Consider the following 858-nt stretch of genomic DNA (forward strand, 5'->3'; position numbering starts at 1 on the left):
CTTCTGTCTGCCGCTCCGGCCCGGCCGACTCACCCTGCCCCTGCTGCCCCGGCTCGGACGCTTCGGTCTCCGCCTCCTGCGGCCCAGCGCCCTCGGACGCGTCCGCCGGCTGTCCCTGCCCGGTGCCCTCGGTCGCGCCCGCCGCCAGAGTCTCCAGCGTCCGCGTCAGCAGCCGGTTCGCCGCTGTCGTCACCGCGTCCGCGGGGAGTTCCGCGAGGCGGCCCTCCCCCTTGGCCGTGCCGCCCACGGTGACCGTCGTGCCGCCCCGGGCGGGCGCCAGGGCCAGAGTCAGGGACAGGGTGACCGTGCCCGCGCCGCGGGACTCCGTGCCGTCCGCGCGTACCGCGTAGGTGCCGTCCGCCCGCGGGCTCACCGCCAGCGTGCCCCGGTAGGTCACCGAGTGTCCGCCGACCCGTAGCTTCAGGCGGCCGGCGACGGGAGCCGCACCGGCGTCCTGCTGAAGTCCCGGCACCGCGCGGGCCACCCTCACGGCGTCCGCGAGGGCCTCCCTGAGCCGGTCGGCCGGAACCGGAACGAAGACCTGGAGCTCCATGTTGGCCGAGCCTACCCAGTAGTCCCCGGAATGCACCTGCCCTGGCGGCGAACGGGAGACCCGGCCCCCGGACCCCCGCCCTGAGACCCCGGTCCCGCAGGGCCACGCGCCCGCGCCGAGGAACCGACCGGTCCCGAGGGGCACGCACCCGCGGGGAGGCCCCGGCTCAAGGACTCCTCAGTACTGCGGATGCGCCAGCGTCGACGGCCGTAGGCCCGGTACGTGGGTGAGGCGGGCCGCCGCGACGTCCGCTGTCAGGTCCGCGTCCGTCAGGGTGGAGGGGCGGAGGCCGAGGTGGGGGCGGG

1 protein-coding gene is annotated in these 858 nt (G+C 76.9%); it reads right to left on the reverse strand.

Features of this window, described 5'->3' with window-relative positions:
• A partial coding sequence (locus tag GT030_RS16945; RefSeq protein ID WP_202460183.1) for an SRPBCC family protein occupies positions 1 to 553 on the reverse strand: 553 nt, incomplete at its 3' end.
• Between the last annotated feature and the right edge of the window lie 305 nt (positions 554 to 858).

It is taken from the genome of Streptomyces sp. SID1328 (assembly GCF_009865595.1).
Taxonomy (GTDB): domain Bacteria; phylum Actinomycetota; class Actinomycetes; order Streptomycetales; family Streptomycetaceae; genus Streptomyces; species Streptomyces griseoluteus.